Source organism: Streptomyces sp. NPDC001351, from assembly GCF_042896045.1.
Classification (GTDB): domain Bacteria; phylum Actinomycetota; class Actinomycetes; order Streptomycetales; family Streptomycetaceae; genus Streptomyces.
Map to the genome: position 1 here is coordinate 25,226 of NZ_JBIAWS010000004.1, position 25,852 is coordinate 51,077.

The 25,852-nt window shown below is 69.9% G+C and carries 23 protein-coding genes; 12 read left to right on the forward strand and 11 right to left on the reverse strand.

What is annotated here, in order from left to right:
- Nucleotides 1-57: 57 nt before the first annotated feature.
- Nucleotides 58-903, forward strand: coding sequence for an HAD family hydrolase (locus ACFY1U_RS14905; RefSeq protein WP_390694555.1), 846 nt, complete (start codon nt 58-60; stop codon nt 901-903).
- 379 nt (nt 904-1,282) lie between these two features.
- On the opposite strand, the gene ACFY1U_RS14910 is transcribed toward ACFY1U_RS14905, so the two are convergent.
- A complete protein-coding gene (locus tag ACFY1U_RS14910; protein WP_390694556.1) occupies nt 1,283-2,107 on the reverse strand; it encodes an oxidoreductase in 825 nt (274 codons plus the stop codon).
- A gap of 101 nt (nt 2,108-2,208) precedes the next feature.
- On the opposite strand from ACFY1U_RS14910, the gene ACFY1U_RS14915 reads away from it, so the two are divergent.
- On the forward strand, nt 2,209-3,189 hold the full coding sequence (locus ACFY1U_RS14915) for an ATP-binding protein (RefSeq protein WP_390694557.1): 981 nt from the start codon (nt 2,209-2,211) through the stop codon (nt 3,187-3,189).
- A gap of 3 nt (nt 3,190-3,192) precedes the next feature.
- Here ACFY1U_RS14915 and ACFY1U_RS14920 read toward each other — a convergent pair whose 3' ends face one another.
- Nucleotides 3,193-4,464 (reverse strand): hypothetical protein, encoded by a 1,272-nt coding sequence (locus tag ACFY1U_RS14920; protein ID WP_390694558.1) that lies wholly within the window; start codon nt 4,462-4,464, stop codon nt 3,193-3,195.
- A 337-nt stretch (nt 4,465-4,801) separates the two neighbouring features.
- On the opposite strand from ACFY1U_RS14920, the gene ACFY1U_RS14925 reads away from it, so the two are divergent.
- From ACFY1U_RS14925 to ACFY1U_RS14950, 6 genes are all read left to right on the forward strand, one after another.
- Nucleotides 4,802-7,201, forward strand: coding sequence for a SulP family inorganic anion transporter (locus ACFY1U_RS14925; RefSeq protein WP_390694559.1), 2,400 nt, complete (start codon nt 4,802-4,804; stop codon nt 7,199-7,201).
- 279 nt (nt 7,202-7,480) lie between these two features.
- Nucleotides 7,481-9,481 (forward strand): acetate--CoA ligase, encoded by a 2,001-nt coding sequence (gene acs, locus ACFY1U_RS14930; protein ID WP_390694560.1) that lies wholly within the window; start codon nt 7,481-7,483, stop codon nt 9,479-9,481.
- Nucleotides 9,482-9,638: 157 nt separating this feature from the next.
- Nucleotides 9,639-11,075, forward strand: a complete 1,437-nt coding sequence (nhaA, locus tag ACFY1U_RS14935; RefSeq protein WP_390694561.1) for a Na+/H+ antiporter NhaA — start codon at nt 9,639-9,641, stop codon at nt 11,073-11,075.
- 40 nt (nt 11,076-11,115) lie between these two features.
- Entirely contained in the window at nt 11,116-11,619 is a 504-nt protein-coding gene (locus tag ACFY1U_RS14940; protein ID WP_390694562.1) for a phage holin family protein, read from the forward strand.
- Nucleotides 11,616-12,584 carry an alpha/beta fold hydrolase gene (locus ACFY1U_RS14945; protein WP_390694563.1) on the forward strand — a complete coding sequence of 323 codons (969 nt, stop codon included), beginning with the start codon at nt 11,616-11,618 and terminating at the stop codon, nt 12,582-12,584. The genes ACFY1U_RS14940 and ACFY1U_RS14945 overlap by 4 nt, the downstream gene beginning before the upstream one ends.
- Nucleotides 12,585-12,773: 189 nt before the next feature.
- The gene (locus ACFY1U_RS14950; protein WP_390694564.1) at nt 12,774-12,956 is read left to right on the forward strand and encodes a hypothetical protein; all 183 of its coding nucleotides are present in this window, start codon (nt 12,774-12,776) and stop codon (nt 12,954-12,956) included.
- Nucleotides 12,957-12,983: 27 nt separating this feature from the next.
- Here ACFY1U_RS14950 and ACFY1U_RS14955 read toward each other — a convergent pair whose 3' ends face one another.
- From ACFY1U_RS14955 to nth, 3 genes are all read right to left on the reverse strand, one after another.
- Nucleotides 12,984-14,183 carry a MarP family serine protease gene (locus tag ACFY1U_RS14955; RefSeq protein ID WP_390694565.1) on the reverse strand — a complete coding sequence of 400 codons (1,200 nt, stop codon included), beginning with the start codon at nt 14,181-14,183 and terminating at the stop codon, nt 12,984-12,986.
- A 119-nt stretch (nt 14,184-14,302) separates the two neighbouring features.
- On the reverse strand, nt 14,303-14,998 hold the full coding sequence (locus tag ACFY1U_RS14960; protein WP_390694566.1) for an NUDIX hydrolase: 696 nt from the start codon (nt 14,996-14,998) through the stop codon (nt 14,303-14,305).
- Nucleotides 14,999-15,077: 79 nt separating this feature from the next.
- A complete protein-coding gene (nth, locus tag ACFY1U_RS14965) occupies nt 15,078-16,019 on the reverse strand; it encodes an endonuclease III (RefSeq protein WP_390694567.1) in 942 nt (313 codons plus the stop codon).
- A 318-nt stretch (nt 16,020-16,337) separates the two neighbouring features.
- On the opposite strand from nth, the gene ACFY1U_RS14970 reads away from it, so the two are divergent.
- On the forward strand, nt 16,338-17,012 hold the full coding sequence (locus ACFY1U_RS14970) for a Crp/Fnr family transcriptional regulator (RefSeq protein WP_115906767.1): 675 nt from the start codon (nt 16,338-16,340) through the stop codon (nt 17,010-17,012).
- A 123-nt stretch (nt 17,013-17,135) separates the two neighbouring features.
- On the opposite strand, the gene ACFY1U_RS14975 is transcribed toward ACFY1U_RS14970, so the two are convergent.
- The 4 genes from ACFY1U_RS14975 to ACFY1U_RS14990 all read right to left on the reverse strand — a co-directional run bounded on the left by ACFY1U_RS14975 (nt 17,136) and on the right by ACFY1U_RS14990 (nt 19,640).
- Entirely contained in the window at nt 17,136-17,966 is an 831-nt protein-coding gene (locus ACFY1U_RS14975; RefSeq protein ID WP_390694568.1) for an MBL fold metallo-hydrolase, read from the reverse strand.
- A 100-nt stretch (nt 17,967-18,066) separates the two neighbouring features.
- Entirely contained in the window at nt 18,067-18,960 is an 894-nt protein-coding gene (locus tag ACFY1U_RS14980; RefSeq protein ID WP_390694569.1) for an NUDIX hydrolase, read from the reverse strand.
- A 60-nt stretch (nt 18,961-19,020) separates the two neighbouring features.
- Nucleotides 19,021-19,485 carry a RidA family protein gene (locus ACFY1U_RS14985; RefSeq protein ID WP_390694570.1) on the reverse strand — a complete coding sequence of 155 codons (465 nt, stop codon included), beginning with the start codon at nt 19,483-19,485 and terminating at the stop codon, nt 19,021-19,023.
- Nucleotides 19,482-19,640, reverse strand: a complete 159-nt coding sequence (locus ACFY1U_RS14990; protein WP_003967454.1) for a DUF4177 domain-containing protein — start codon at nt 19,638-19,640, stop codon at nt 19,482-19,484. Before ACFY1U_RS14990 ends, ACFY1U_RS14985 begins: the two co-directional genes overlap by 4 nt.
- Before the next feature lie 95 nt (nt 19,641-19,735).
- On the opposite strand from ACFY1U_RS14990, the gene ACFY1U_RS14995 reads away from it, so the two are divergent.
- Both ACFY1U_RS14995 and ACFY1U_RS15000 read left to right on the forward strand, forming a co-directional pair.
- Nucleotides 19,736-20,713 (forward strand): ArsA family ATPase, encoded by a 978-nt coding sequence (locus ACFY1U_RS14995; protein WP_390694571.1) that lies wholly within the window; start codon nt 19,736-19,738, stop codon nt 20,711-20,713.
- 52 nt (nt 20,714-20,765) lie between these two features.
- Nucleotides 20,766-22,133, forward strand: coding sequence for an ArsA family ATPase (locus tag ACFY1U_RS15000; RefSeq protein WP_390694572.1), 1,368 nt, complete (start codon nt 20,766-20,768; stop codon nt 22,131-22,133).
- Nucleotides 22,134-22,147: 14 nt separating this feature from the next.
- Here ACFY1U_RS15000 and wblA read toward each other — a convergent pair whose 3' ends face one another.
- Nucleotides 22,148-22,486: a transcriptional regulator WblA gene (gene wblA, locus ACFY1U_RS15005; RefSeq protein WP_058924101.1), complete on the reverse strand. Its 339-nt coding sequence runs from the start codon at nt 22,484-22,486 to the stop codon at nt 22,148-22,150.
- A 408-nt stretch (nt 22,487-22,894) separates the two neighbouring features.
- Between wblA and ACFY1U_RS15010 the strand changes: the two genes are divergently transcribed.
- The gene (locus tag ACFY1U_RS15010; RefSeq protein ID WP_390694573.1) at nt 22,895-25,177 is read left to right on the forward strand and encodes a transglycosylase domain-containing protein; all 2,283 of its coding nucleotides are present in this window, start codon (nt 22,895-22,897) and stop codon (nt 25,175-25,177) included.
- A 156-nt stretch (nt 25,178-25,333) separates the two neighbouring features.
- On the opposite strand, the gene ACFY1U_RS15015 is transcribed toward ACFY1U_RS15010, so the two are convergent.
- On the reverse strand, nt 25,334-25,801 hold the full coding sequence (locus tag ACFY1U_RS15015; protein ID WP_115906774.1) for a GatB/YqeY domain-containing protein: 468 nt from the start codon (nt 25,799-25,801) through the stop codon (nt 25,334-25,336).
- Nucleotides 25,802-25,852 lie beyond the last annotated feature (51 nt).

The window sequence follows — 25,852 nt, forward strand, 5'->3', positions numbered from 1 at the left end:
TCCATGGTGTACCCGAGACCCTTCTCAGGCAAACCCACGCGCCCCACCTTACGCCGAATGGGCTGCGCCTATGCTCGGGGCGTGGAAAACCACTCCTTGCCCCGCACAGCGGCCTTCTTCGACCTGGACAAGACGGTCATTGCGAAGTCGAGCACACTCACGTTCAGCAAGTCGTTCTACCAAGTCGGGCTGATCAACCGCAGGACCGCCTTGCGGACCGCATACGCCCAGTTCGTCTTCCTCCTGGGCGGCGCCGACCACGACCAGATGGAGCGGATGCGCGAGCGTCTGTCCTCCATGTGCCGCGGCTGGAACGTCCAGCAGGTCAAGGAGATCGTCGCCGAGACCCTGCACGACCTGATCGACCCGATCATCTACGACGAGGCCGCCTCCCTCATCGAGGAGCACCACACCGCAGGCCGCGACGTCGTCATCGTGTCGACGTCGGGCGCGGAGGTGGTGGAGCCGATCGGCGAGCTGCTCGGCGCCGACCGCGTGGTGGCGACGCGCATGGTGGTGGGCGAGGACGGCTGCTACACCGGCGAGGTGGAGTACTACGCGTACGGCCCGACGAAGGCCGAGGCGATCAAGGAACTGGCCCGGTCCGAGGGGTACGACCTGGACCGCTGCTACGCCTACAGCGACTCGGCGACCGACCTGCCGATGCTGCAGGAGGTCGGCATTCCGCATGCCGTGAACCCGGACCGCGCGCTGCGTCGCGAGGCACTCGCGCGCGGGTGGCCGATTCTCGATTTCCACCGGCCGGTCCGGCTCAGGCAGCGGATCCCCGCATTCTCCGTACCACCGCGTCCGGCCCTTGTCGCGGCGGCGGCAATGGGCGCCGCGGCGGCCACGGCGGGTCTTGTCTGGTATGTCAGCCGGCGGCGGGCGGCGCTCGCCTGACCTGCCGATTCACCGGCGGCAAGTCCCCGTTCGACATCCTGGCGCCCGTTTACACCCTATTTGAGACTAAAAGTAAAGAAGTACAGCCGGGGGTTCCACTTGCTTCGGACCTGGAGTACAAAGGGGTTAACGGCCCGCGAGACCAAGGACATCCGAAAGGATCACCTTAATAACGCATTTGGCCCCACGGACCGAGCATGAACATCGGGCACCCACGCGACGTCGACCCGTCGATTACGGGCCAGCCGCACCAGGTGACGGGCAAAGATCCCGGCCTGATGGGCGACATATCGAGGACGCTTGGTAACCCGGTGAGCATGCCAGCGGCGGTACGAATCCTCGTACCGCCGCAACCCTTTTCCGCACCCCGCGGAGCTTCCTACGCCGCCCCGCGCTGCAGCGCCTCGCACACGGCCGTCGACTCGCGCGCACCCAGCTCGACCGCCCTGCCGCAGTGGGCGATCCAGGCGGCCATGCCGTCCGGCGTACCGGAGAGGTACCCCTCGATCGCCGCCAGGTAGGCCGCGCGGCCGAGTTCGGCGTGGCCCACCTCGGCCGGACAGACCGACTTCGGGTCGAGGCCGCTGCCCACCAGGACGATGCGCTCGGCGGTGCGCGCGACCAGGCCGTTGTGGGAGGCGAAGGGTCGCAGCGCGAGGAGTTCGCCGTGCACGACGGCGGCCGTCACCAGGGCGGGCGCGGAACTTCCGGTGATGATCAGCTCCGCGAGGCCCTCCAGCCGGCCGTGCACCTCGTCGGCGCCCGGCAGCGGCAGCTCGATCAGCGGCTCGTAGACCGGCTCGCCCGCCAGCCGCGGCCGTCCGACCTCGTCCCCGTTGGTGGCGGCGGCCACCAGGTGCAGCCGGGCGAGCACCCTCAGGGGCGACTGGCGCCACACCGACAGCAGTTGGCCCGCCTCCGCGGTCAGCCTGAGGGCCGCGCCCATCACGCGCGCGTCGTCGTCACCGCCGAAGTCGGTGCGCCGACGCACCTCCTCCAGGGCCCAGTCGGCGCCGGACAGCGCCGCGGAACCGCGGGCACCGCGCAGCGCCGCCTCGGAGGTGATCTCGTTGCTGCGGCGCCGCATGACCCGGTGCCCGTAGACCCGGTCCACGGCCTTGCGCACGGATTCCACGGACTCGGCAACCCCGGGCAGCGAGCCCAGGGCCGCGAGCGGATCGGCGTTCGCGCCTGTCGTACTCATGAGTACGACACTAGCCACCCCCGGGGCGCGCCCCACGATTGAGTGGTCTTCCTCACGCCCGTCTGCCACATACAGCTATCACCCCACTACCCTTCGTGAACATGAAAATTGCTTTCGTCGGGAAGGGCGGCAGCGGCAAGACGACCCTGTCCTCCCTGTTCATCCGTCATCTCGCGGCCACCGGAGCGCCCGTCCTCGCCGTGGACGCCGACATCAACCAGCACCTGGGCGCCGCGCTGGGCCTCGACGAGGCGGAGGCCGCCGCACTGCCGGCGATGGGCGAGAGGCTGCCGCTGATCAAGGAGCATCTGCGCGGCTGCAACCCGCGCATCACCTCCGCCGAGACGATGATCAAGACCACGCCGCCCGGCGAGGGCTCACGGCTGCTGCGCGTGTGCGAGGACAACCCGGTCTACGAGGCCTGCGCCCGGTCGGTGGAACTCGACGGCGGCGGCGTCCGTTTGATGGTCACCGGCCCCTTCACCGACGCCGACCTGGGGGTCGCCTGCTACCACTCCAAGACGGGAGCGGTGGAGCTGTGCCTGAACCACCTGGTGGACGGGCAGGGCGAGTACGTCGTGGTGGACATGACGGCGGGCTCGGACTCCTTCGCCTCCGGCATGTTCACCCGCTTCGACATCACGTTCCTCGTCGCCGAGCCGACCCGGAAGGGGGTCTCCGTCTATCGCCAGTACAAGGAGTACGCCCGTGACTACGGCGTCGTCCTGAAGGTCGTCGGCAACAAGGTGCAGGGGCCGGACGACCTCGACTTCCTCCGCGCCGAGGTCGGGGACGACCTGCTGATGACGGTCGGGCACTCGGACTGGGTGCGCGCCATGGAGAAGGGCCGGCCGCTCCCGTTCGAGCTCCTGGAGGACGCCAACCGCCGTGCCCTGCGCGCCCTCCAGGTCGCCACGGACGCGACATACGAGCTGCGCGACTGGGAGCGGTACACGCGGCAGATGGTGCACTTCCACCTGAGGAACGCGGCTTCGTGGGGCGATGCCCGCACCGGGGCCGACCTGGCCGCACAGATCGACCCCGCATTCGTGCTCGGTGAGGGTGTCGCCGCCTCCGCCTGACGGCTACTGCCCCGCGGCCGGTGCGCCGGGTACGCCCTTCGGTGCCGGGGCCGGGCGGCCCGTCAGGAAGGCCGCCCAGCCCTGCTTGGGCGCCTGGCCTACCTTGAGGGTGCGCAGTTTCGCTAGCGTCTGCGGGTCCTGGGCGTCCAGCCAGTCGGCCAGCTGGTGGAAGGACACACAGCGCACGTCGGGCTTGTTGCAGACCGTCTCGACGACCTCGTCGACGGCCCGCATGTAGGTGCCGCCGTTCCAGGACTCGAAGTGGTTGCCGATGATCAGGGGCGCGCGGTTGCCCTCGTAGGCGCGGCGGAAGCCCTTGAGCAGGCTGTCGCGCATCTGGTCGCCCCAGTGGTCGAACATGTCGGGGTCGCCCTGGGTCTGCGTGCCGGACTGGTTGACCATGAAGTTGTAGTCCATGGTGAGCTGCTCGAAGGGGTGCCCCGGGAAGGGCACGAGCTGCATCGACAGGTCCCACAGCCCTTCCCGCTTCTTCGGCCAGACCTGGTCGTTGACCCCGCTGGTGTCGTAGCGGAAGCCCAGGCGGCTCGCGGCTTTCACGAAGTTCTTCTGACCCTCCAGACAGGGGGTGCGCCCGCCGATGAGCTCCTTGTCGTAGTCGAAGGGCAGTGGGGCCGCCTTCTCCATGCCGGAGTTGGTCTTCCAGCTCTTCACGAACTTCTTGGCCTGTGCGATCTCGCTCATCCACTGCGCGACCGACCACTCGCCGACCCCGCCGTTCTTCCCGCAGAAGTGGCCGTTGAAGTGGGTGCCGATCTCGTTGCCCTCCAGCCACGCCAGACGCAGCTGCTTCACGGTGTCGGCGATGCCCTGCTCGTCGTTGAAGCCGATGTCCGAGCTGCCCGGCGAGTGCTCCGGGGGTTTGTAAAGGTCGCGTTTCTCCTCCGGCAGCATGTACACGCCGCTGAGGAAGTACGTCATGGTCGCGTGGTTGGCCTTGGAGAGCTTGCGGAAGTGCGAGAACAGCTTCTGGCTGTCCTCGCCGGCGCCGTCCCAGGAGAAGACGACGAACTGCGGGGGCTTCTGGCCTGGCCGCAGACGCTGGGGTCTGGGCAGATGCGGCTGGGCCCCGGTGTACGCGGTGGAGCCGTCGCCGATCAGGCGGACCGCGCTCCCCTGCGCATGGACCGGGCGGACCTTCTGCGGACCGAGAGCACCTGTCTTGGAACCGTTGGAGCCGATCGCGCAGCCGACGACCCACGCGGCACAGGACGCGGTGATCACGACGCCCACGGCGATCCTCTGGGTGGCGGTCATGTTCCGCTCACCTTCTTCCTTCTCTCAGGCCAACGCCGCTGAGGGCGTTTTCTGGTGGTGTGCCGGGGCAACCCGACAGCGCCGCCAAGGTCGCACGGGGCCGAGAAGGAATTAGTACGACAAGCCGATGAAATGACCGCTTCACTCATTAGAGTGAGCGATTACCCCATTTGCCAGTAAAGTCTATGCCTGGCCTTTACTCTGAATTACGATCCATTTACCGAGTGTTGATTCATCCCGCCGCTGCACGCCGTGACCCACGGCCGCGTCCCGACCCCCGCCCATCGGCGGGGACGACCTGATCCGCGACCGCGCTGCCCGGAGGAGACGGGAAAACATGTCAGCCTGCGCCCCCACCCGCGCCACCGACCCGAGCCGACCCCAGTCCGACCACCAACCCCACAGCCCGCCCCCGGGCCCGCGCCGCCGCTTCCACATCGCGGGCGCCGACCTGTCGGCCGCGATCGCGGTCTTCCTGATCGCCCTCCCGCTGTCGCTGGGCATCGCTCTCGCCACCGGCGCCCCGCTCCAGGCCGGCCTGGTGGCCGCCGGGGTCGGCGGGCTCGTCGCCGGCCGGATCGGCGGCTGCCCGCTGCAGGTCAGCGGTCCCGCCGCGGGACTCACAGTGGTCACCGCCGACCTCATCCACCGCTACGGCTGGCGTACGACCTGTGCCGTCACGGTCCTCGCCGGCCTCGCCCAACTGGGCCTCGGCTGTCTGCGCGTGGCCCGCACCGCGCTCGCCGTCAGCCCCGCCATCGTGCACGGCATGCTCGCCGGCATCGGCGTCACCATCGCCGTCGCCCAGCTGCACATCGTCCTCGGCGGCACCCCGCAGAGCTCCGTCCTCGCCAACCTCCGTGCGCTGCCCGCACAGTTGGCGAACCTGCATCCCGCCGCCGTCACCGTCAGTGTGCTGACCCTGACCCTGCTGCGGCTCTGGCCGCGGATCCCCGGCCGGGCGGGACGCCTGCTGCGCAGGATCCCGGCCGCGCTCGTCGCCGTGGCCGGCGGCACCGCGGCCGCCTCGCTCTCGGGGATCCGCGTGCCCAAGGTCGACCTGCCGTCCTGGAGCAGCCACGCCCTGGCCGGTCTGCCCGAGGGGCCTGCGCTCGGCCTGACCGCGGCCGTGCTGACCACCACGCTGGTGTGCAGCGTGCAGTCCCTGCTCGGCGCGGTCGCCGTGGACAAGCTGGTGGCCGCAAGACCCGGACTGACCGCCCGCGTCGAACGCGCCGACCTCAACCGCGAACTGCTCGGACAGGGCGCCGCCAACATCGTCTCCGGCACGCTCGGCGGACTGCCGGTGGCCGGTGTCGCCGTGAGAAGTTCGGCGAATGTGAACGCGGGCGCGGTGAGCCGGAACTCCACGATGCTGCACGGCGTTCTCGTAGTGATCGCCGCGCTGCTGATGGTCCCGCTCCTGGAGCTCATCCCGCTCGCCTCGCTCGCCGCCCTGGTGATGGCCGTCGGCATCCAGATGGTGTCCCTGCACCACATCCGCACGGTGACCCGCCACCGCGAGGTGCTGGTGTACGCCGTCACCACACTCGGCGTGGTGTTCCTCGGCGTCCTGGAGGGCGTGACCTTCGGGATCGCCGTGGCCGTCGCCGTCGCCATGCACCGCCTCGCCCGCACCCGCATCACGCACGAACAGAAGGAAGGAGTCCATTACGTACATGTCCGAGGGCAGCTGACGTTCCTCGCGGTGCCACGGCTCAGCCGGGCCCTGCATTGCGTGCCCCAAGGCGCCCACGCCGTGGTGGAGTTGGACGGGTCGTTCATGGACCACGCGGCGTACGAGTCACTGCAGGACTGGCAGAACACGCACACCGCACAGGGCGGCTTGGCCGAGGTGACCGGCCGCCGGACCCACACCCGGACCCTCACCGAACCCCTGCCGCTCGCAGTGGAGCACGGCGAGTCCTCCGTCGGCTGCCGCTGCCGTCCCTGGACACCGTGGCGCAACCACCAGTGCGAACGACCGCAGTCCGCGCCGGACGCCGATCACCCTGGCGCGCCCGGCGGGGCGAGTGGACCGGGCGGGCCCCCTGGCCCCGGCGGCCGGAGCGGGCACCAACTGGCGCGCGGTATCAGCGCGTTCCAGCGCAACACCGCACCGCTCGTGCGCAGTGAGCTGGCCCGGCTTGCCCGCGAGGGGCAGCGGCCGTCCCAGCTCTTTCTCACCTGCGCCGACTCGCGGCTCGTCACGTCCATGATCACCTCCAGTGGTCCCGGGGACCTGTTCGTGGTGCGCAACGTGGGGAACCTGGTGCCGCTGCCCGGCGAGGAGAGCGGTGACGACTCGGTGGCGGCCGCGATCGAGTACGCGGTGGACGTGCTGCAGGTGCGGTCCATCACGGTGTGCGGGCATTCCGGGTGCGGGGCCATGCAGGCGCTGCTCGACGCCGAGCCCGGCGGCGCCCCTACACCGCTGAAGCGGTGGCTGCGGCACGGGCTGCCGAGTCTGGAGCGCATGGCCGACGAGAGCCGGCCGTGGGCCCGGCTGGCGGGCCGGGCGCCGGCCGACGCGGTCGAGCAGCTCTGTCTGACCAATGTGGTCCAGCAGTTGGAGCACCTGCGCGCCCACGAGTCGGTGTCCCGGGCCCTGCGGGACGGCGCGTTGGAGCTGCACGGGATGTACTTCCACGTGGGCGAGGCCCAGGCGTATCTGCTCACCGAGGCGGACGGGGGCAAGGTGTTCGACCACGTGGAGGCGGCAGACCGGTCCGCCTGACCGGCGCCGGTCGCCACGGGTGTGCCGCTCCGCCCGGCGCGGATCGCGCACCCGTGGCGTGTCCGGCACCGGGTCGTCCCGACACGCCCGGGGCACGAAAGACGTGCCCGTCTCCGGGCGACACGGGTGCACTGGGACGTGAGAGGCGCGACACATGCTGAACTCCGCCCCGCCGACGTCCGTGGGTACGGATGACTCCGGACGCCTCAGCACACCACCCACAGGTCTAAACCAATTTCACGGCGGCCCTTGTCATCGGCGCCCCGGGTCTGATGAGCTGTGGCCTGGGACACAACGGACACCCTGGGAAAGGGAGATGTCGTGAGCAACGAAAGCCTGGCCAACCTCTTGAAGGAGGAGCGACGCTTCGCGCCGCCGGCTGACCTGGCCGCGGCCGCCAACGTCACCGCAGAGGCGTACGAACAGGCCAAGGCTGACAGGCTCGGCTTCTGGGCCGAGCAGGCCCGGCGGCTGACCTGGGCCAAGGAACCGACCGAGACGCTGGACTGGTCGAACCCGCCGTTCGCCAAGTGGTTCAAGGACGGCGAGCTCAACGTCGCGTACAACTGCGTGGACCGGCATGTCGAGGCGGGCAACGGCGACCGCGTCGCCATCCACTTCGAGGGCGAGCCCGGCGACAGCCGTGCGATCACCTACGCCGAGCTCAAGGACGAGGTGAGCAAGGCCGCCAACGCCCTGCTGGAGCTGGGCGTTCAGGCGGGCGACCGGGTCGCCGTCTACATGCCGATGATCCCGGAGACGGCGATCGCCATGCTGGCCTGCGCCCGCATCGGCGCCGCGCACTCCGTCGTCTTCGGCGGTTTCTCGGCCGACGCGCTCGCCACCCGCATCGAGGACGCCGACGCCAAGGTCGTCATCACCTCCGACGGCGGCTACCGGCGCGGCAAGCCGTCCGCGCTGAAGCCGGCCGTCGACGAGGCGATCGGCAAGGTGGACAACGTGAACCACGTGCTCGTGGTCCGCCGCACCGGCCAGGAGGTCGCCTGGACCGAGGGCCGCGACGTGTGGTGGCACGAGATCGTCGAGCGGCAGTCGGCCGAGCACACACCGGAGCCGTTCGACGCCGAGCACCCGCTGTTCATCCTGTACACGTCCGGTACGACGGGTAAGCCGAAGGGCATCCTGCACACCACCGGCGGCTACCTCACCCAGACCTCGTACACCCACCACGCCGTCTTCGACCTCAAGCCGGAGACCGACGTCTACTGGTGCACGGCCGACGTCGGCTGGGTGACCGGGCACTCGTACATCGTCTACGGGCCGCTGGCCAACGGCGCGACCCAGGTCATGTACGAGGGCACGCCGGACACCCCGCACCAGGGCCGGTTCTGGGAGATCGTCCAGAAGTACGGGGTGACGATCCTGTACACGGCGCCGACGGCGATCCGGACGTTCATGAAGTGGGGCGACGACATCCCCGCGAAGTTCGACCTGTCCAGCCTGCGGGTGCTCGGGTCCGTGGGTGAGCCGATCAACCCCGAGGCGTGGATCTGGTACCGGAAGAACATCGGTGCCGACCGGACGCCGATCGTGGACACCTGGTGGCAGACCGAGACCGGCGCGATGATGATCTCGCCGCTGCCGGGTGTCACCGCGACCAAGCCGGGCTCCGCGCAGACACCGCTGCCCGGTATCTCCGCGACCGTCGTGGACGACGAGGCGAACGAGGTGCCGAACGGCGGTGGCGGTTACCTGGTCCTCACCGAGCCGTGGCCGTCGATGCTGCGCACCATCTGGGGCGACGACCAGCGCTTCCTCGACACCTACTGGTCGCGGTTCGAGGGCAAGTACTTCGCCGGCGACGGGGCGAAGAAGGACGACGACGGCGACATCTGGCTGCTGGGCCGCGTGGACGACGTCATGCTCGTCTCCGGGCACAACATCTCCACCACCGAGGTCGAGTCCGCGCTCGTCTCGCACCCGTCGGTCGCCGAGGCGGCCGTCGTCGGCGCGGCGGACGAGACGACGGGCCAGGCGATCGTCGCCTTCGTGATCCTGCGCGGCACGGCGAACGCCGAGGACGAGAGCCTCGTCGCCGATCTGCGCAACCACGTCGGCGCCACCCTCGGCCCGATCGCCAAGCCGAAGCGGATCCTGCCGGTGGCGGAGCTGCCGAAGACCCGCTCCGGCAAGATCATGCGGCGCCTGCTGCGGGACGTCGCGGAGAACCGCCAGCTCGGTGATGTGACGACGCTGACGGACTCGACGGTCATGGACCTCATCCAGGCGAAGCTCCCGGCGGCGCCCAGCGAGGACTGAGGTTTCCCCAGCTCCCAGGGGCGCCCGGCGCGAAAACGCGCCGGGCGCCCCTTTTAGGTAAACTAAGCAAAGCACCATAACAGCGTGACCCTCAAGGTGTGCCGGGAAGTCTGGTCGGCAAGCAGCACTCCCCTGCCCACCGACCGGAGGTCTCCCCGTGACCGCGCACCGCACCACCGCCCCCCGCAAGGTTCTCGGACGTCTGTCGCTGCCCGAGCGGACCTTCGTCGCGGACGCGCTGCGCACCGAGACCGTCGGCGGTGTGCTGCTGCTCATAGCCGCGATCACGGCGCTGATCTGGGCGAACATCCCCGCGCTGCACGACAGCTACGAGAGCGTCAGCCACTTCCACTTCGGCCCCGAGGCCCTCGGCCTGCATCTGTCGGTCGCGCACTGGGCCGCCGACGGGCTCCTCGCGGTGTTCTTCTTCGTCGCCGGCATCGAGCTCAAGCGCGAGCTGGTCGCCGGCGATCTCAGCGACCCCAAGGCAGCCGCGCTGCCGGTCGTCGCGGCCCTGTGCGGGATGGCCGTACCGGCGCTCGTCTACACCCTCACCAACCTGAGCGGTGGCGGCTCGCTCCAGGGCTGGGCGGTGCCCACCGCCACCGACATCGCGTTCGCACTGGCGGTGCTCGCCGTCATCGGCACGTCACTGCCGAGCGCCCTGCGCGCCTTCCTGCTCACCCTGGCGGTCGTGGACGACCTCTTCGCGATCCTGATCATCGCGGTCTTCTTCACGAACACCATCGATTTCGCCGCGCTGGGCGGCGCGGTCGTGGGCCTCGCCGTCTTCTGGCTGCTGCTGAGGAAGGGCGTGCGCGGGTGGTACGTGTACGTCCCGCTCGCGCTCGTCATCTGGGCACTGATGTACAACAGCGGCGTCCACGCGACGATCGCGGGCGTGGCGATGGGCCTGATGTTGCGCTGCCACCGCCACGAGGGCGAGGAGCACTCCCCGGGCGAGCACATCGAGCACCTCGTACGGCCGCTGTCGGCGGGTCTGGCCGTCCCGCTCTTCGCCCTGTTCAGCGCCGGTGTCGCCATCTCGGGCGGCGCGCTCGGCGACGTGTTCACCAAGCCGCAGACGCTGGGTGTCGTCCTCGGGCTCGTCGTCGGCAAGGCGCTCGGGATCTTCGGCGGTACCTGGCTGACGGCCCGTTTCACCCGTGCCTCGCTCAGCGAGGACCTCGCCTGGGCCGACGTGTTCGCGGTGGCGACGCTGGCCGGTATCGGCTTCACCGTGTCGCTGCTGATCGGCGAACTCGCCTTCGACGGGGACGCCGTACTGACGGACGAGGTCAAGGCCGCCGTGCTGACGGGCTCCCTCATCGCGGCAGGTCTGGCGACGGTGCTGCTGAAGATACGGAACGCCAAGTACCGCAAGCTGTGCGAGGCCGAGGAGCGCGACGAGGACCTCGACGGCATCCCGGACATCTACGAGGAGGACGACCCGGCGTACCACCTGCGGATGGCGGCGATCTACGAGAACAAGGCCGCCGAGCACCGCCGCACCGCCGAACGGAAGGCCGCCGAACGACGCGCGCTTGCCGAAGTGCCGGGCGGGGCAGGCGACGATGACGACCGTCCGGCATGATCTGACGAGACGGTACAAAAAGAGAGTGAGGGAGACCGCGATGAGCGCACCCGACGGCAGCCCGGTCGGCGCCGAACGCAGCATCGGCCAGCTGTTCGCCTCCGCGACGACCGAGATGTCGGCGCTGGTGCATGACGAGATCGCGCTGGCCAAGGCGCAGCTCAAGCAGGACGTCAAGCGCGGCGCGACGAGCGGCGGCGCGTTCACGGTGGCCGCCCTGGTGCTCGTGTTCTCCCTGCCGATGCTCAACTTCGCCCTGGCGTACGGCATCCGGACCTGGAGCGGCTGGAACCTCGCCGTCTGCTTCCTGCTGTCCTTCGCGGCGAACGTACTGGTCGCCGTCCTCCTCGCGCTGATCGGCGTGGTCTTCGCGAAGAAGGCGAAGAAGGGCAAGGGCCCGCAGAAGGTCGCGGCGTCGATGAAGGAGACGGCGGGCGTCCTGCAGAAGGCCAAGCCGCACCCGCGGCCGGAGCAGCCCGACACCCCGGCGCTCGAGGACCGGGCACCCGCGGCCATCGAGGCTGTGGCACGCTCGTCCTCATGACGGGCTCCTCCCCCTTTGCGGGGCAATCACCTTCGGCGCAACCCACCTCGGTCGTACGGCCGGACGCCCTGCCCGACGGGACAAAGGTGACCCACCGGGACGTGGCCGCCAACGGCGCCCGCTTCCACATCGCCGAGGCCGGCGACGGGCCGCTGGTGCTGCTGCTGCACGGCTTCCCGCAGTTCTGGTGGACCTGGCGGCACCAGCTGACCGCACTGTCCGCCGCGGGCTTCCGGGCCGTCGCCATGGACCTGCGCGGCGTCGGCGGCAGCGACCGCACCCCGCGCGGCTACGACCCCGCGAACCTCGCCCTCGACATCACCGGCGTGATCCGCTCCCTGGGCGAGCCCGACGCCGCGCTGGTCGGCCACGACCTGGGCGGATATCTGGCGTGGACGGCGGCCGTGATGCGCCCGAAGCTGGTCCGGCGGCTCGCGGTCGCCTCGATGCCGCATCCCCGGCGCTGGCGCTCCGCGATGCTCTCGGACGTCAAGCAGACCCGCGCGGGCTCCTACATCTGGGGGTTCCAGCGCCCCTGGATCCCCGAGCGGCAGCTCACCGCGGACGACGGCGCTCTCGTCGCCGAGCTGATCCGGGAGTGGTCCGGGCCGAACCCGCCGGACGAGGAGGCGGTGCAGACGTACCGCCTCGCGATGTGCATCCCGTCGACGGCGCACTGCTCGGTCGAGCCGTACCGCTGGATGGTCCGCTCCATGGCCCGCCCGGACGGCATCCAGTTCAACCGCCGTATGAAGCGCCCCCTGCGGGTGCCGACCCTCCATCTGCACGGCTCACTCGACCCGGTGATGCGCACCCGCAGCGCGGCCGGATCCGGCGAGTACGTCGAAGCGCCGTACCGCTGGCGGCTGTTCGACGGCCTTGGGCACTTCCCGCACGAGGAGGATCCGGCCGCCTTCTCGGCGGAGTTGGTCAACTGGCTGAAGGATCCCGAACCGGACCGGTGAGACGCGTACTTTCTGTGCAGAACCGGCCAATTGACCGAAAGGCTCAGGAGCCCGATCCGTGACCGAGCCGATGCGCCCGGTATCCGGACCTGAACATGTGTCCTACGAACAGCCAATTGCCTGGCGCATAGGCCAATTGGGGGCTCAGGGGGCGATTATCGACCTTGGGGCGGGGGCAGACGTCGGGGTATGGGCTGGACGCACGACTACAGTGACGCAGCACGCAATCGCCGCTCGGCCAATGGCCTGAGCTCCCACCAGCGAGGCGGTGCACCGCAGATGGCGGGCACGGACCTCAGGGTGGGCATTCCGCGCATTCTGCGCCGCCGGGCCCGCTGGGTCTCGGTACGCCTGCGCCATCCCCGGGGCTGACCCGCCCCACCTTCCCACAACCGCGGCTCACAAGGCGCAGCTGTCGCTGTCCACCTGCTGGTTCGCGGTACGCCCCTTGGTGATGTCCTCCTGGATCTCGTCCGCGGTGAGGGCGTATCCGGTCTCGGCGTCGTCGAGGGACTTCGCGAACACCACGCCGTACACATTGCCCTTGGGCGTGAGCAGCGGGCCGCCGGAGTTGCCCTGGCGGACGGTCGTGTACAGCGAGTAGACGTCCCGTCGGACGGTGCCGCGGTGGTAGATGTCCGGGCCGTTGGCCGGCAGGCGGCCGCGCACGCGTGCGGCCCGGACGTCGTACGACCCGTTCTCCGGGAAGCCCGCGATGATCGCGTCGTCGCCGCTGCGGGCGACCGTGGTCGTGAACTTCAGGGCGGGCGCCTTGAGATCGGGTACGTCCAGTACGGCGATGTCGCGGTGCCAGTCGTAGAGGACGACCGTCGCGTCGTACTTCCTGCCCTCGCCGCCTATCTGGACGGTGGGCTCGTCGACGCCTCCGACCACGTGCGCGTTGGTCATGACGCGGCGGTCGCCGAAGACGAAGCCGCTGCCCTCCAGGACCTTGCCGCAGCTCTGCGCGGTCCCCATGACCTTGACGATGGAGCGCTTCGCGCGCGTGACCACGGGGCTGTTCGCGAGGGCAGGGTCGGGGGGACGGACGTCGTTGATCGGCTCGTTCGAGAACGGGCTGAAGACCTGCGGGAAGCCGTTCTGCGCGAGGACAGAGGAGAAGTCCGCGAACCAGGTGTCGGCCTGGTTGGGCAGGGCCCGGGCGACACCGAGGAGCACCTTGGAGCCGCGGACCTCCTTGCCGAGGGTCGGCAGCGTCGTACCGGCCAGGGCCGAGCCGATCAGCCAGGCCACCAGGAGCATCGCCACGACATTGACCAGGGCGCCGCCGGTCGCGTCCAGGGCGCGGGCCGGGGACCAGGTGATGTAGCGGCGCAGCTTGTTGCCGAGATGGGTGGTCAGGGCCTGGCCCACGGAGGCGCAGACGATGACGACGACCACCGCGACGACGGCGGCCGTCGTGCTCACCTCGGCGTTGTCGGTCAGCGCGTCCCAGATGACGGGCAGGGCGTAGACGGCGGCGAGACCGCCGCCCAGGAAGCCGATCACCGAAAGGATTCCGACGACGAACCCCTGGCGGTAACCCACGATCGCGAACCACACGGCGGCGACCAGCAACAGGATGTCCAGCACGTTCACCGGTTCGAGCCTCGCCTCATCACTCTGCGGTCACCTCAGGTCGGCCGGGGGCCGGCCCACCGCGCAGCGGCGACCGATCACCATGTCCCCCGGGAAGACACAGCACGGCAGACACCCTGTCATGACCGCCAGTCGAGCGGGACCTGCTTGTCCCGGTCCCAGGGCCGCTCCCAGCCCGCGTAGTGGAACAGACGGTCGATGATTCCGGCCGTGAAGCCCCAGACCAGGGCGGATTCGACCAGAAATGCCGGACCTCGGTGGCCGCTGGGGTGGACCGTCGTGGCCCGGTTGTCCGGGTCCGTGAGATCCGCCACGGGGACGGTGAACACGCGGGCCGTCTCGTTCGGATCGACGACCCCGACCGGGCTCGGCTCGCGCCACCAGCCCATCACGGGGGTCACCACGAAGCCGCTGACCGGGATGTAGAGCCTGGGCAGCACGCCGAAGAGCTGCACACCGGAGGGGTCGAGCCCGGTCTCCTCCTCGGCCTCGCGGAGAGCGGCCCGCAACGGCCCGTCGGCGTTCGGGTCGCCGTCCTCGGGGTCGAGGGCACCGCCGGGAAACGACGGCTGCCCGGCATGCGATCTGAGTGAACTCGCCCGCTCCATCAGCAGCAGCTCGGGGCCGCGCTCACCCTCGCCGAACAGGATCAGTACGGCGGACTGCCGCCCCGCCCCGTTCTCCGGCGGCAGGAAGCGGCTCAGCTGCAGCGGTTGCACCGTCTCCACGGCCCGCACCACGGGGTCCAGCCACTCGGGCAGCCCCTCCTTGCTGAGGACCACCGGACCACCCTGCGTGTTGCTCGCGCGCGTCATCGCCACCCCCGTCCTGCCGAGTCCAACGCCCCGAACGCCCGAGATCGTTCCTGGCTCCGGGGCTTTGCCTTGCCGCCCGTCATCCGGCCCCCAGCGGAGGCGCCGGCTTGCCGCCCGCGTCCAGGTACGACTGCGGGGGCTTGAGGCGCTGGCCGGGGAAGCCGCCCTTCTCGTACTTGAGCAGCTTCTTGGCCTTCTCCGGGTCCGTCTCGCCCTCGCCGTACGCCGGGCAGAGCGGAGCGATGGGGCAGGCGCCGCAGGCGGGCTTGCGGGCGTGGCAGATGCGGCGGCCATGGAAGATCACATGGTGCGAGAGCATCGTCCAGTCGCTCTTGGGGAAGAGCCCTCCGACGGCGGCCTCGATCTTGTCGGGGTCGGTCTCGTCCGTCCACTGCCAGCGCCGCACCAGCCGCTGGAAGTGGGTGTCCACGGTGATGCCGGGCCGCCCGAAGGCGTTCCCCAGCACGACGAAGGCGGTCTTGCGGCCCACACCGGGCAGCTTGACCAGGTCTTCCAGACGACCGGGGACCTCCCCGCCGAACTGCTCCACCAGCGCCTTGGACAGCCCCATGACCGACTTGGTCTTGGCCCGGAAGAAGCCGGTAGGGCGGAGGATCTCCTCGACCTCCTCGGGGTTCGCGGCGGCCAGGTCCTCCGGGGTCGGGTACTTGGCGAACAGCGCGGGCGTCGTCTGGTTGACCCGGAGGTCGGTGGTCTGGGCGGACAGGACCGTGGCGACGACGAGTTGGAAGGGGTTCTCGAAGTCCAGCTCGGGGTGGGCGTACGGATACACCTCGGCGAGCTCGCGGTCGATACGGCGGGCACGGCGGACCAGAGCGGTGCGCGACTCGTTCTTCGGCGGCCTCGCGACGGACTTCGCGGGAGGGGCGCCCTCCACCGCGGCAGACGCCTTCTTGGGCGCCACGACGGCTTTCTTGACGGCCGCGGTCTTTTTCACGGCCGCCTTTTTCGCCACGGCCTTCTTCGCGGCAGCCTTCTTCACCGGAGCGCTTTTCGTCACCTTTGCCGGTTTCTTTCCGCCACCGGAGTTCTGTTCGCCCACAGCGGAATCACGACGTACAACCACCCGCCCAGCCCCCTTGGCCTGTGCTCTCACCGGCGATTTGGACACCCGGCCAGCCTAAAGCCCGGCACTGACATCCGCCCCGGACCCGGGAGATCGGCCCCCAATTGGACCCCTGCCGCTTACCTCGGGACAGGTGTGCGGCATCCTTGTGACAGATCACACTGTTTGGACCGTCCGGCAAAATGGGGAACACGGTCCCCTGGTACCAAGGGGGAGCAAGATCCCCTGAGCAGGTCGACAAGGAGAGAACTCGTGGACGACGTTCTGCGGCGGAACCCGCTCTTCGCGGCGCTCGACGACGAGCAGGCCGCGGAGCTCCGCGCCTCCATGAGTGAGGTCACCCTCGCGCGCGGTGACTCGCTCTTCCACGAGGGCGACCCCGGTGACCGGCTTTACGTCGTCACCGAGGGCAAGGTGAAGCTCCACCGCACCTCCCCCGACGGCCGCGAGAACATGCTCGCCGTCGTCGGCCCCAGCGAGCTGATCGGCGAGCTGTCGCTCTTCGACCCGGGCCCGCGCACCGCCACGGCCACCGCCCTGACCGAGGTCAAGCTCCTCGGTCTCGGCCACGGCGATCTGCAGCCCTGGCTGAGCGCCCGCCCCGAGGTGGCCGGCGCCCTGCTGCGCGCCGTCGCCCGCCGGCTGCGCAAGACCAACGACGCGATGTCCGACCTGGTCTTCTCCGACGTCCCGGGCCGTGTCGCCCGCGCCCTACTGGACCTCTCGCGCCGCTTCGGCGTGCAGTCCGAGGAGGGCATCCACGTCGTCCACGACCTGACGCAGGAGGAGCTGGCCCAGCTGGTCGGCGCCTCGCGCGAGACGGTCAACAAGGCGCTGGCCGACTTCGCGCAGCGTGGGTGGCTGCGGCTGGAGGCACGGGCCGTGATCCTGCTCGACGTCGAGCGGCTGGCGAAGCGGTCCCGCTGACGCTTGGTCTGGGCGGTGCTTCCGGGGGCTCCGCCCCCAGACCCCCGATCGGCCTGAACTGCCTCGTCCTCAAACGTCGGACAGGCTGATGTGGTGGCCCCATGGCCGAAATTGTGCGGGAAGCTAGATGAGCCCGTGCTCCTCCAGATACTCCAGCTGCGCCCGTACCGACAGTTCCGCCGCCGGCCACAGGGAGCGGTCCACGTCCGCGTACACGTGCGCGACGACCTCGGACGGCGTGCGGTAGCCGTCCTCGACCGCCGTCTCGACCTGGGCGAGGCGGTGCGCGCGGTGGGCCAGGTAGAACTCGACGGCCCCCTGGGCGTCCTCCAGGACGGGGCCATGGCCCGGCAGCACCGTGTGGACGCCGTCGTCGACCGTCAGCGACCGCAGCCGCCGCAGCGAGTCCAGATAGTCGCCCAGGCGGCCGTCGGGGTGCGCCACGACCGTCGTACCACGGCCCAGGACGGTGTCGCCCGTCAGGACGGCCCGGTCGGCCGGGAGATGGAAGCAGAGGGAGTCCGAGGTATGACCGGGGGTCGGTACGACCCTCAGTTCCAGGCCGCCGACCGTGACGACGTCCCCGGCCCCGAGCCCCTCGTCGCCCAGCCGCAGCGCCGGGTCCAGGGCCCGCACCTTCGTGCCGGTCAGCCCGGCGAAGCGGACGGCGCCCTCCGCGTGGTCCGGGTGGCCGTGGGTCAGCAGGGTCAGGGCGATGCGCTTGCCGGCCTTCTCCGCGGTGTCCACGACGTTGCGCAGGTGGCCCTCGTCCAGGGGGCCGGGGTCGACGACGACGGCCAGGTCGGAGCCGGGCTCGGAGACGATCCAGGTGTTCGTGCCGTCGAGGGTCATCGCCGAGGCGTTGGGCGCCAGGACGTTGACGGCCCGGGCGGTGGCGGGGCCGCTGAGAACCCCGCCCCGCGGCTGGCCGGGAAGGGCTGCTGCGTCGGTCATGCGGTGTTCTCTTCCATCGGCGTCGTCGGTCCGTCGAGTCGTCGGTCGGAGGCCTGCGCGGTGCTGAGCAGCGCCCGGCCCGGAAAGGCTGGTGCGCCCGTCATGCGGAGGCTCCACCGGCAGGCAGGTCGGTAGGGCGGTCGGTCGGGATGTGCTTCGTGAACTCGTCGTGGCCCGGCCAGGACAGCACGATCTCACCGTCCTTCAGCCGAGCCTCGGCGAGGACGGGGGTCAGGTCGCGGTCGGGGGCCCCGGCGAGCGCGTCGGCGGCCGTGGCGCAGGAGGCCAGCTGGCGCAGGGTCGCGATGGTGGGCGGCATCATCGTCAGCTCGCCCTTGTCGTACGAGGCTGCCGCCTCCCCGGGGCGGATCCACACCGTGCGGTCGGCCTCCGTGGAGGCGTTGCGGGTGCGCTGGCCGTGCGGGAGGGCGGCCACGAAGAACCAGGTGTCGTAGCGCCGGGATTCGAACTCCGGGGTGATCCAGCGGGTCCAGGCGCCGAGGAGATCCGAGCGCAGGACCAGGCCGCGGCGGTCGAGGAACTCGGCGAAGGAGTACTCGCGGGCGGCCACGGCCGCGCGGTCGGCCTCCCAGTCCTCGCCCGTGGTGTCACCGACCACGGAGTCCGCCGACGGCCCGGCGAGCAGGACGCCCGCCTCCTCGTACGTCTCGCGCACGGCCGCGCAGACGATCGCCTGGGCGGACGCCTCGTCGACCCCGAGCCGCTCGGCCCACCACGCGCGCGTGGGGCCCGCCCAGCGGACGTGGTGCTCGTCGTCGCGCGGGTCGACGCCGCCGCCCGGATACGCGTACGCGCCTCCGGCGAAGGCCATGGAGGCGCGTCTGCGCAGCATGTGCACGGCGGGGCCGCGGTCGGTGTCCTTCAGGAGCATGACGGTGGCCGCGCGCTTGGGAACGACCGGGGTGAGCGTGCCGTCCGCGAGCCCGCGGATGCGTTCCGGCCAGTCCTGCGGAAACCACTGCCCATTCGCCATGGGCGGAGGCTATCCCGCGGTGCGCGAATGTTCGAGAGGTCCCCGAGGTCAGAGCGCCCGTTACGGAACGAGCTCGACCTGGATCTCCACCTCGACCGGTGCGTCCAGGGGCAGCACCGCCACACCGACCGCACTGCGCGCGTGCACGCCCTTGTCGCCGAGCACCTCGCCGAGCAGTTCGCTGGCACCGTTGACCACGCCGGGCTGGCCGGTGAAGTCCGAGGCCGAGGCGACGAAGCCCACGACCTTCACCACGCGCGCGATGCGGTCCAGGTCGCCGGTGACGGACTTCACAGCGGCCAGGGCGTTGAGCCCGCAGATGCGGGCGAGCTCCTTGGCCTCCTCCGGCGTGACCTCCGCGCCGACCTTGCCGGTGACGGGCAGCTTGCCCTCCACCATCGGGAGCTGTCCGGACGTGTACACGTAGGAGCCGGACTGGACGGCCGGCTGGTACGCGGCCAGCGGCGGTACGACCTCGGGCAGGGTCAGGCCGAGCTCGGCCAGCCTCTCCTCGACGGCGCTCATGCCTTCTCCCGCTTCAGGTAGGCCACCAGCTGCTCGGGGTTGTTCGGCCCGGGTACGACCTGGACGAGCTCCCAGCCGTCCTCGCCCCAGGTGTCCAGGATCTGCTTCGTTGCGTGGACGAGCAGTGGCACAGTCGCGTATTCCCACTTGGTCATGTGGCCGACTTTAGCCGCTGCCCGCCCACCGCCCGCTGCCGCGTTGTCCACAGGCTGTCGCGTGGCCCGCGCGCGGACTGGTTAGGCTCGAAGATGTGAGCAGGCTCCAGGTCGTCAGCGGCAAGGGCGGGACCGGAAAGACCACGGTCGCCGCCGCTCTCGCGCTGGCCCTCGCGACCGAGGGGAAGCGGACGCTTCTCGTCGAGGTCGAGGGGCGCCAGGGCATCGCGCAGCTCTTCGAGACGGAAGCGCTGCCCTACGAGGAGCGGAAGATCGCCGTCGCTCCAGGGGGCGGGGAGGTGTACGCCCTCGCCATCGACCCCGAACTGGCCCTTTTGGACTATCTCCAGATGTTCTACAAGCTCGGGGGCGCGGGCAGAGCCCTGAAGAAGCTCGGCGCGATCGACTTCGCCACCACCATCGCGCCGGGCCTGAGGGACGTGCTCCTGACCGGCAAGGCGTGCGAGGCGGTACGGCGCAAGGACAAGGCCGGGAGGTTCGCGTACGACTACGTCGTCATGGACGCGCCGCCCACCGGCCGCATCACCCGCTTCCTGAACGTGAACGACGAGGTGGCGGGCCTCGCCAAGATCGGCCCGATACACAATCAGGCGCAGGCCGTGATGCGGGTACTGAAGTCGCCGGAGACCGCCGTGCACCTGGTGACGCTGCTGGAGGAGATGCCCGTCCAGGAGACCGCGGACGGGATCGCCGAACTGCGCGCCGCGAAGCTGCCGGTGGGGCGGATCATCGTGAACATGGTGCGGCCCGAGGTGTTGGACGCGGAGGATCTGGAACTCGTACGCAGCGTGCCGCGTTCTTCTGTTGCCAGGTCGCTGTCGGCGGCAGGACTCGGCGGCGCGCGCCGCGGTGGGAACGCGGAGAAACTGGTGGACCCGCTGCTGCAGCAGGCCGACGAGTACGCCGAGCGGTATGCGCTGGAGCACGAACAGCGGGCGGTGCTGGCCGAGCAGGGCCTGCCGCTGCACGAACTGCCGCTGCACGCCGAGGGCATGGACCTGGCGGGGCTGTACGAGCTGGCCACCGAGCTGCGGAAGCAGGGCCTGTCATGAGCCGGGGCACACGGAGCCGTCAGCAGCACGAGCAGCAGAAGCAGGGGATGTCATGAGTCCGGAGCCGGCCCACACACAGGACAGCGCCCGCCACCACCTGACCCCCGCGCGCGTGCTCGACGTCGACCCGCTGCTCGACGACCCCGGGACGCGGATCGTGGTGTGCTGCGGCTCGGGCGGGGTGGGAAAGACCACGACCGCCGCCGCCCTCGGCCTCAGGGCCGCCGAGCGCGGGCGCAAGGTGGTCGTGCTGACCATCGACCCGGCGCGCCGGCTCGCCCAGTCCATGGGCATCGACTCGCTGGACAACACCCCGCGCCGGGTGAAGGGCGTCGACGGCGAGGGCGAACTGCACGCCATGATGCTCGACATGAAGCGCACCTTCGACGAGATCGTCGAGGCGCACGCGGACGGCGAGCGGGCCGCCGCGATCCTGAACAACCCCTTCTACCAGTCGCTCTCCGCGGGCTTCGCAGGCACGCAGGAGTACATGGCGATGGAGAAGCTCGGGCAGCTGCGCGCCCGGGACGAGTGGGACCTGATCGTCGTCGACACCCCGCCCTCCCGCTCGGCGCTGGACTTCCTGGACGCGCCCAAGCGGCTCGGCTCGTTCCTCGACGGACGGCTGATCCGGCTGCTCACCGCACCGGCCAAGCTCGGCGGGCGGGCGGGCATGAAGTTCCTGAACGTCGGGATGTCGATGATGACCGGCACCCTCGGCAAGCTGCTCGGCGGTCAGCTCCTCAAGGACGTCCAGACGTTCGTCGCCGCGATGGACACGACCTTCGGCGGGTTCCGCACGCGCGCGGATGCGACGTACCGGCTGCTGCAGGCGCCCGGGACAGCGTTCCTCGTGGTGGCCGCCCCGGAGCGGGACGCGCTGCGGGAGGCCGCGTACTTCGTGGAGCGGCTGGCCGCCGAGGACATGCCGCTGGCCGGTCTGGTGCTCAACCGGGTGCACGGCAGCGGCGCCGCCCGGCTGTCGGCCGAGCGTGCGCTCGCCGCCGCGGAAAATCTTGTGGAGCCCCGCATTGTCGATCAGGACGGCGGGAAAGCTGGACTTCGTAACTCTCCCGACACGTACGGCAGTTCAGGTTCCCCCGCTTCCGAATCCCCTGCTGACGGGTCCGCCGAGCCTCCCACCTCCGAGAACCACTCCCCCGGTCCGGATCAGGAGGACGAGGGCGCCCAGAGCGTAGAGCGGCTCACCGCAGGCCTGCTTCGGTTGCACGCCGAACGTATGCAGCTGCTCTCCCGCGAGCAGCGCACGCGTGACCGCTTCACCGCGCTCCACCCCGAGGTGGCGGTGGCCGAAGTGGCCGCGCTGCCCGGCGATGTGCACGACCTCGCGGGGCTCAGGGACATCGGGGACCGGCTCGCGGCCAACCGGCCGGAGCTGCCCGATACTGCCGTCGACTGAGCCGAGGGGTGCCCTCAGCTCACCGCCGCGTAGTTCTCGTACACCTCGTCGTCGTCGAGCGGCAGGATCCCCACGCCGCGTTCGTACTCCACTCGTGCCGTCTCGAGCAGCCGGCGCCAGGAGGTGACGGTGGGTCGCCTGCGCAGCAGTGCGCGGCGCTCCCGCTCCGTCATGCCTCCCCACACGCCGAACTCGACGCGGTTGTCGAGCGCGTCGGCCAGGCATTCCGTGCGTACCGGACATCCGGTGCACACCGCCTTGGCCCTGTTCTGCGCTGCTCCCTGAACGAACAGTTCATCCGGATCGGTAGTGCGGCAGGCGGCCTGCGCACTCCAGTCGGTTACCCAGCCCATACCGGCGCCGTCCTCTCCCGAATCGAGGCTCCCCCACGGCGGCAGCGGCATATTCACCGCCGCCAGTTGAGGACGTTACGGAAGGCGGGCACAGCGCAACACCCCCTTCGGGCCCAATCTTGAATGGCCCGAACGGACTATGTGTAAGCGGCAGATCACCCGGGGGAGTGAGCTGGCGACATACATGACTTTCCCGGCAAAACGGGACAGTTCAGTTGAGTCACAACGGACGCCCGGTGACACACAAGGCGGATTCGGACACGCCCCCATCAAAAAAGTTGGGGAACCTCCGGAACGATTCGGGGTCGCCGGACGTATTGATACGTGGCCCTACTGCTGTGACAGTTGAGAGCAGCTTAGGCCAAGGCATATACGCGTGTCCGGCGAATGAGAACGTAGGCTGCCCTCATGCCAAAGAAGCGCTCGGGCGGTGGCCTGTCCCCCACGCAGCAGGCCGCCAAGTTCCTCGGTGTCAGTGTGCTCGCGGGGGCCGTCATGGCCGGTATCGCGCTGCCCGCCTTCGGCGCGCTGGGACTTGCCGCCAAGGGTTCGGTGGAGAGTTTCGACGAGCTGCCCGCCAACCTCAAGACGCCACCCCTGAGCCAGCGCACCACGATCCTCGACGCCGACGGCGGTCAGATCGCCACGGTCTACTCGCGCGACCGCACGGTGGTCCCCCTCAAGGACATGTCCCCGTACATGCAGAAGGCGATCGTCGCGATCGAGGACTCGCGCTTCTACCAGCACGGCGCGGTCGACCTCAAGGGCATCCTGCGCGCGCTGAACAAGAACGTGCAGAGCAGCGGGGTGGCACAGGGCGCCTCCACGCTCACCCAGCAGCTCGTGAAGAACGTCGCCATCGAGGAGGCCGGCGACGACCCGACGAAGGTCGCGCAGGCCACTCAGCAGACCCTCGGCCGCAAGATAAGGGAGCTGAAGTACGCGATCCAGCTCGAGGAGGAGCTCGGCAAGAAGAAGATCCTCGAGAACTACCTGAACATCACGTTCTTCGGCGAGCAGGCCTACGGCGTCGAGGCCGCGTCCCAGCGCTACTTCTCCAAGCACGCCAAGGACCTGAACGTGCAGGAGGCCGCCCTGCTGGCCGGCATCGTCCAGTCGCCCAGCCGGTACGACCCGGTCAACGACTCGACGGAGGCCACCAGGCGCCGCAACGTCGTCCTGCAGCGCATGGCCGACATGGGTGACATCTCGCAGGCGGAGGCCGACAAGGCCAAGAAGACGCCGCTGGGCCTCAACCCGAGCCAGCCGAAGAACGGCTGCATCACCGCGGTCAAGGGCGCCGGCTTCTTCTGCGACTACGTGCGCGAGGTGTTCCTCACCAACCCGATGTTCGGCAAGACCAAGGAAGCCCGGGCGAAGGTCTGGAACCAGGGCGGTCTGACGATCCGTACGACGCTCGACCCGCAGGCCCAGACCTCGGTGCAGGCGTCCATCAAGGACCACGTCTACAAGACCGACGACGTGGCCACCGCGGCCACCCTCGTCGAGCCCGGCACCGGCAAGATCCTCGCCATGGGCCAGTCCCGTCCGTACGGCTTCGGCAAGCACGAGACGCAGATCGACCTGTCCGTGAACCAGAGCATGGGCGGCGGTGCGGGCTACCAGCCCGGTTCGACGTTCAAGCCGATCGTGGCCGCGGCCGCCATAGAGGGCGGCACGCCGGCGACACAGTCGTACCCCTCGCCGTACGAGATGGACTATCCGAGCCCGGTCTCGATCTGCAACGGCCGGCAGTGGCGTGACGATCCGAACAATCCGAGCAAGGTGGCGAACGAGAACAAGTCGGAGCACGGCCCGTACAGCATGAAGGAGGCGACCGCGAAGTCGGTCAACACCTACTACGTGCAGCTGATCAGCGACATCGGCATCTGCCCGGTCACCGAGATGGCCAAGAAGATGGGCGTGGAGCGCGCGGACGGCGGCAAGCTGCAGCAGGCCCCCTCCATCGCGCTCGGCACCCAGGAGATGTCGCCGCTGACGATGGCGAACGCGTACGCCACCTTCGCCTCGCGCGGCATGTACTGCACGCCGGTCGCCATCGAGTCCATCAGCCAGCGGATCGGCGACCGGACGAAGTCCCTCCAGGTGCCCAAGACGACCTGCACGCGCGCGATGTCGCAGAAGACCGCCGACACCGTGACGACGCTGCTGAAGGGCGTGGTCGAGGACGGTACGGGTCAGCAGGCGGGTCTCAGCGACCGTCCCAGCGCCGGTAAGACCGGTACGACGGACAACCGCTACGCGGCCTGGTTCGTGGGCTTCACACCGAACATGGCGGGCGCGGTGTGGGTCGGCGACCCGACCCACAAGCGCCAGATGAAGCAGATCACCATCGGCGGCGTCTACCACGACCAGGTCTACGGCGCCGACACCCCGGGCCCGATCTGGAAGGACGCCATGACGGGCGCCCTGGACGGCAAGCCCGTCGAGGACTTCAACCTCGTCGACATCCCCGACGGCAACAAGGGCAAGGGGAAGGGCGACGGCGGGAAGAACGGAGACAACGGCGGCACCACCGGCGGCCTCATCGGCGGCCTGACCACCGGCGGCGCGGACGGGGGCGCGAACGGGGGCACCACCTTCCCGACGCCCACCTTCTCCTTCCCGGACAACCTGTTCCAGGGCACGAGCAACGGCAACGGGAACGGGAACGGGGGGCGGCGCGGCTGACGCCGCGCGCCGCAGACGGCCGCGGGCCCCTGTCCCCCCGGTTCACCGGGACAGGGGCCCGCGTAGTACGCATGTGAATTGAGCGGCAGGGTGGGCCCGCACCGCGGGCGGCGGCCCTCAGTGCGGTTCTGCTCGCCCTGCTGCGCCAGGCCGTTCTCAGCCGGCCAGCAGCTTCTTCACCACTGCCGCGACCCGGCCGCCCTCGGCCAGGCCCGCGACCTTCGGGTTCACGATCTTCATGACGGCGCCCATGGCGCGCGGGCCCTCGGCGCCGGCGGCCCTGGCCTCGCCGACGGCCTGGGCGACGATGTCGTTCAGCTCCTCGTCGCTGAGCTGCTTGGGCAGGTACTCGGCGAGCACCTCGCCCTCCGCCTTCTCCCGCTCGGCGCTCTCGGCCCGACCACCCTGCGCGAAGGCATCGGCCGCCTCCCGGCGCTTCTTCGCCTCCTTGGTGATCACCTTCAGCACCTCGTCGTCGGAGAGCTCGCGCTTCTCCTTGCCCGCGACCTCCTCCTTGGTGATCGCGGCGAGCGTCAGCCGGAGCGTCGAGGAGCGGAGCTCGTTGCGCTCCTTGATCGCGGCGTTGAGGTCTTCCTGCAGCTTCGACTTGAGCGTGGTGGTCATGGGTTTGATTGTCGCAGGTGCGGAACGTCCGACGCCCGCCCATTTAAAGGG

Bases quoted from the DNA above. Each gene is read 5' to 3' on its own strand.
- ACFY1U_RS14905 (WP_390694555.1), top strand. From the start codon at position 58: ATGGGCTGCGCCTATGCTCGGGGCGTGGAAAACCACTCCTTGCCCCGC.
- ACFY1U_RS14910 (WP_390694556.1), bottom strand. From the start codon at position 2,107: ATGAGTACGACAGGCGCGAACGCCGATCCGCTCGCGGCCCTGGGCTCG.
- ACFY1U_RS14915 (WP_390694557.1), top strand. From the start codon at position 2,209: ATGAAAATTGCTTTCGTCGGGAAGGGCGGCAGCGGCAAGACGACCCTG.
- ACFY1U_RS14920 (WP_390694558.1), bottom strand. From the start codon at position 4,464: ATGACCGCCACCCAGAGGATCGCCGTGGGCGTCGTGATCACCGCGTCC.
- ACFY1U_RS14925 (WP_390694559.1), top strand. From the start codon at position 4,802: ATGTCAGCCTGCGCCCCCACCCGCGCCACCGACCCGAGCCGACCCCAG.
- ACFY1U_RS14940 (WP_390694562.1), top strand. From the start codon at position 11,116: ATGAGCGCACCCGACGGCAGCCCGGTCGGCGCCGAACGCAGCATCGGC.
- ACFY1U_RS14945 (WP_390694563.1), top strand. From the start codon at position 11,616: ATGACGGGCTCCTCCCCCTTTGCGGGGCAATCACCTTCGGCGCAACCC.
- ACFY1U_RS14950 (WP_390694564.1), top strand. From the start codon at position 12,774: ATGGGCTGGACGCACGACTACAGTGACGCAGCACGCAATCGCCGCTCG.
- ACFY1U_RS14960 (WP_390694566.1), bottom strand. From the start codon at position 14,998: ATGACGCGCGCGAGCAACACGCAGGGTGGTCCGGTGGTCCTCAGCAAG.
- ACFY1U_RS14975 (WP_390694568.1), bottom strand. From the start codon at position 17,966: ATGACCGACGCAGCAGCCCTTCCCGGCCAGCCGCGGGGCGGGGTTCTC.
- ACFY1U_RS14980 (WP_390694569.1), bottom strand. From the start codon at position 18,960: ATGGCGAATGGGCAGTGGTTTCCGCAGGACTGGCCGGAACGCATCCGC.
- ACFY1U_RS14985 (WP_390694570.1), bottom strand. From the start codon at position 19,485: ATGAGCGCCGTCGAGGAGAGGCTGGCCGAGCTCGGCCTGACCCTGCCC.
- ACFY1U_RS14990 (WP_003967454.1), bottom strand. From the start codon at position 19,640: ATGACCAAGTGGGAATACGCGACTGTGCCACTGCTCGTCCACGCAACG.
- ACFY1U_RS15000 (WP_390694572.1), top strand. From the start codon at position 20,766: ATGAGTCCGGAGCCGGCCCACACACAGGACAGCGCCCGCCACCACCTG.
- wblA (WP_058924101.1), bottom strand. From the start codon at position 22,486: ATGGGCTGGGTAACCGACTGGAGTGCGCAGGCCGCCTGCCGCACTACC.
- ACFY1U_RS15010 (WP_390694573.1), top strand. From the start codon at position 22,895: ATGCCAAAGAAGCGCTCGGGCGGTGGCCTGTCCCCCACGCAGCAGGCC.
- ACFY1U_RS15015 (WP_115906774.1), bottom strand. From the start codon at position 25,801: ATGACCACCACGCTCAAGTCGAAGCTGCAGGAAGACCTCAACGCCGCG.